The organism is Microbacterium sp. AR7-10, from assembly GCF_001878835.1.
Lineage (GTDB): Bacteria > Actinomycetota > Actinomycetes > Actinomycetales > Microbacteriaceae > Microbacterium > Microbacterium commune.
In genome coordinates, this window is the sequence record NZ_MJIR01000014.1 from 1 (window position 1) to 3,695 (window position 3,695).

A 3,695-nucleotide genomic window follows, 5' to 3' on the forward strand; every position below is an offset into this window, starting at 1 on the left:
GACGGTGTGGTTCGCGGCCGCCGCGGCCGCGAACCACACCGTCTCGGGGCTGATGTACAGGGTGAGGCGCCCCGTCACGGCGAGCACCAGCGTGACCACCGAGATGACGACGGCGAGGCCGACACCCAGCCAGCGGGTGACGACAGCGCGCCAGAGCTCGCGTCGCGCGTTCTCGGTCTCAGCCAAGGACGTTCACCCCGATCCCGATCACGCAGGCCGACAGCACGACGATCCCGACGACGGCGGCCAGCACGCGGGCGGTGAAGGTGGTGCGCAGCAGCGCGAGCATCTTCACGTCGACCAGCGGCCCGACGATGAGGAAGGCGATGATCGCACCCGACGAGAAGGTCGAGGCGAACGACAGGGCGAAGAAGGCGTCGACGTTCGAGCAGATCGCGACGGTCATCGCGAGCGCGACCATGGCGAGGATCGACAGCACGGGATTCGAGCCGATCGCCAGCAGCACGTCACGCGGGACGAGCACCTGCACGGCTCCGGCGAGCGCCGAACCGATCACGAGGGCGGGCATCACGGCGCGCAGCTCGATGAGGAACTGCACGAGGCTGCGGCGGGCGGGGCTGCCGGGCTCGTGCGCGACGTGCGCACAGGTGTCGACGAACCGCTCGGTGAGCAGGGCCTGCTGATCGCGGCGGAGGCTGAAGAGCCACCCGATGAGGTTCGCGATGACGAAGCCGCCGACCAGACGCGCGACGAGGATGCCGCCGTCCCAGCCGAACGCCGCGTGGGTGGTGAGGATCACGATGGGGTTCACGATGGGCGCCGCGATGAGGAAGGTCATCGCCTCGGCCGGGGCGAGTCCGCGCATCATCAGCCCGCGAGCGAACGGCACGTTTCCGCACTCGCAGACGGGGATGAACATGCCCAGCAGCGACAGCACGCCGCGTCGCGCCCACGCGTTGCGCGGCAGCCAGCGCTGCACGGCATCCGAGGGCAGCCACACCTGCACGACGATCGACAGCACGACGCCCAGGATCACCCACGGCAGCGCCTCGATCAGCACGCTGAGGGCGAGGGTCAGGCCATCCTGAGCACGGGCGGGCAGGGCGTCGGCGAAGAGCGTGGGCGCGAACAGGTCGATGAGCACGAGCACCGCGACGATGCCGGCACCCGCTGCGATCGCCTGCCCGGTCGGCACCCGGCGAGGCGGGTGCCGGTGCGCGTGCGGCACGGGCGGCGATGCCGTGGATGTCACTGCGCGGCCCCGGACGCGGCATCCTGCCGGTTGGCGCAGGTGGCGCAGAGGCCGAAGATGTCGACGACGTGCTCGGCGTCGCGGAAGCCGTGCAGGGATGCCGTGCGCTGAGCCCACTGCTCGACATCCTTCGCCTCGATCTCGACGGTCAGCCCGCACGACCGGCAGATGAGGTGGTGGTGGTGCCCCTCCGTCGAGCAGGCGCGGTACAGCGCCTCACCCTCGGGGCTCTGCAGCGAGTCCGCCTCGCCCGAGGCGGCGAGCCCGGCGAGGGCCCGGTACACGGTGGCGAGTCCGATGCCGGTGTTCGCCTGACGCAGCTCGGCGTGCAGCGACTGCGCGCTCACGAAGCCGCGCGCGTCGGCGAGCGCATCGCGCACGCGTTCGCGCTGCCAGGTGTTCCGCTGAGCCATGCCTCGAGTCTAGGCCGGGCGCCTGTGCGGGCGGTCAGCGCTGATCACGGTCAGCGACCGACCGGCCGCACCCGGGACCGCACCCGCTGCGTGATCCAGCAGCCCGCATAGATCAGGAACGAGATGGTGGTGATGTACGGGCTCACCGGGAGGGTTCCGGCGAGCGCCAGCAGGATGCCTCCGACCGCGGCCGTGAACCCGAAGAGCGATGCCAGCAGCGGCACCGCGACCGGGCCGCTCGACAGGCGCATCGCCGCCGCCGCCGGGGTCACCAGCAGCGCCATCACCAGCAGCGCGCCGATGATGTGCACGCTGACCGCGACGATCAGCCCCAGCAGCACCATGAAGGTGAGACTCACCGCGCGCACCGGCACACCGCGCGCTGCCGCGGATTCGGCGTCGAGCGAGTCGAAGCGCAGCGGATGCCACATCAGCAGCAGTCCGACCAGAACGACCGCGGAGATGCCGATCAGCCAGCCGAGATCCGGGCTCGACACCGACACGATCTGGCCGGTCAGCAGCCCGAATCGGTTGGCCGTGCGCCCGTCGACCAGGGAGAGGAACAGGATGCCGAGGCCCAGCCCGAACGGCATCAGCACGCCCACGATCGAGTTGCGGTCCCGCGCCTTCGCGCCCAGCACGCCGATGAGGATCGCGGCGACCAGTGCGCCGCTGAGCGAACCGACGACCACGCTGCCGCCGAACAGCAGCGCGGCCGCGGCCCCGGCGAACGACAGCTCGCTCACACCGTGCACGGCGAAGGCGAGGTCGCGCTGCATGACGAAGACGCCGATCAGCCCGCCGACGACGCCGAGCACGGCGCCCGCGATGAGTGAGTTCGACAGCAGCGCCAGCAGCTCGCCGTAGTCCTGGAACGAGAACACATCGCCCCAGTCGAGCATCGGCCTCATGCGTGGGCTCCCCGGTGTGCGGCGGCGCCGTCGTCGTCGTGCTCGTGCGCGTGCGTGCCCTCGGCATCCGGCGCTCCGACGACCACCAGCCGGTCTCCGGCGCGCAGCACGAACACGGCCGTGCCGTACAGGTCGGTGAGCACGCGGCTCTGCAGCACCTCGTCGGGGGTGCCGAGCACGAAGCGTCCGCCGGCGATGTACAGGATGCGGTCGACGAGCCCGAGGATCGGATTGACGTCGTGGGTGACGAACAGCACGCCGGCGCCCTGCCGGCGCTGACGGTCGATGATTCCGGTGATGCCGCGCTGATTGGCGAGATCGAGGCCGGAGAGGGGTTCGTCGCAGAGCAGCAGCATGGGGTCGTCGGCGAGAGCCTGACCGACGCGCAGGCGCTGCTGCTCACCACCCGAGAGCAGTCCGACCGGACGCTCGGCGTAGTGCGCGGCGCCGACCCCCTCGAGCAGCGCGTCGACGCGGGCGCGATCGCCGCGGTGCGGGATCGGCAGCCCGAAGCGGGTGCCGTTCACGCCGAGGGCGACGAGGTCTCGCGCGCGCATGCTCGTGTCGGGCGGCAGCGGGCGCTGCTGGGGCACGTAGCCGATCCGGCGGTCACCGCGTCGGGCGGGCTGCCCGCCGACCCGGACGGTGCCGGCCGAGAGCGGCTGCAGGCCCAGGATGCTGCGCAGCAGCGTCGTCTTGCCCGACCCGGACGGTCCGAGCACGGCGAGGAACTCCCCCGGCGCGACGTCGAGGTCGAGTCCCGACCACAGCTCGCGGCCGGAGCGGTGCAGCGCGGCACCGCGGATCTCGAGCACGCTGGCTGGGGCGCCGCTCATCCGTCGAGTGCGGCGGCGAGGTCGGAGATCGCGGAGCGCATCCACTCAGCGTACGACTGGTCGGCGTTCAGCAGCTCGTGGAACGTGATCACCGGGATGCCGGCGTCCTCGGCGGCGGCTTCGATGCGGCTCGTCTCCGCCCCTCCGGTCTGCGCGTTGGCGAGCACGGCGCGCACGGCACCGTCTTCGACGAGCGACAGCGACTCGAGCAGGATCGCGGGGGCGACCTCGTTGCCCTCCTCGACCGCTGAGGCGAAGCCCTCCGGGGCGACGTCGTCGAGGCCGGCCGCCGCGGCCAGCGCCCCGGGCAGCGGTTCGGTGA

Annotated in this window: 4 protein-coding genes and 2 pseudogenes; all 6 read right to left on the reverse strand. The window is 71.9% G+C overall.

All coding sequences use genetic code 11. The annotated features are described in order from the left end of the window. Positions 1-186 (reverse strand): annotated as a pseudogene (locus BFN01_RS00950) (hypothetical protein); the annotation flags it as partial. Further along, positions 179-1,189, reverse strand: a complete 1,011-nt coding sequence (locus tag BFN01_RS00955; RefSeq protein WP_371260968.1) for a permease — start codon at positions 1,187-1,189, stop codon at positions 179-181. The gene BFN01_RS00955 and the pseudogene BFN01_RS00950, both read right to left, overlap by 8 nt. 20 nt (positions 1,190-1,209) lie before the next feature. Next, the gene (locus BFN01_RS00960; RefSeq protein ID WP_071640591.1) at positions 1,210-1,626 is read right to left on the reverse strand and encodes a Fur family transcriptional regulator; all 417 of its coding nucleotides are present in this window, start codon (positions 1,624-1,626) and stop codon (positions 1,210-1,212) included. A 50-nt stretch (positions 1,627-1,676) separates the two neighbouring features. Next, a complete protein-coding gene (locus tag BFN01_RS00965) occupies positions 1,677-2,537 on the reverse strand; it encodes a metal ABC transporter permease (protein WP_071640593.1) in 861 nt (286 codons plus the stop codon). Beyond that, a complete protein-coding gene (locus BFN01_RS00970) occupies positions 2,534-3,373 on the reverse strand; it encodes a metal ABC transporter ATP-binding protein (protein WP_071640595.1) in 840 nt (279 codons plus the stop codon). Before BFN01_RS00970 ends, BFN01_RS00965 begins: the two co-directional genes overlap by 4 nt. Then, positions 3,370-3,695: pseudogene (locus BFN01_RS15300) on the reverse strand (metal ABC transporter substrate-binding protein); the annotation flags it as partial. The gene BFN01_RS00970 and the pseudogene BFN01_RS15300, both read right to left, overlap by 4 nt.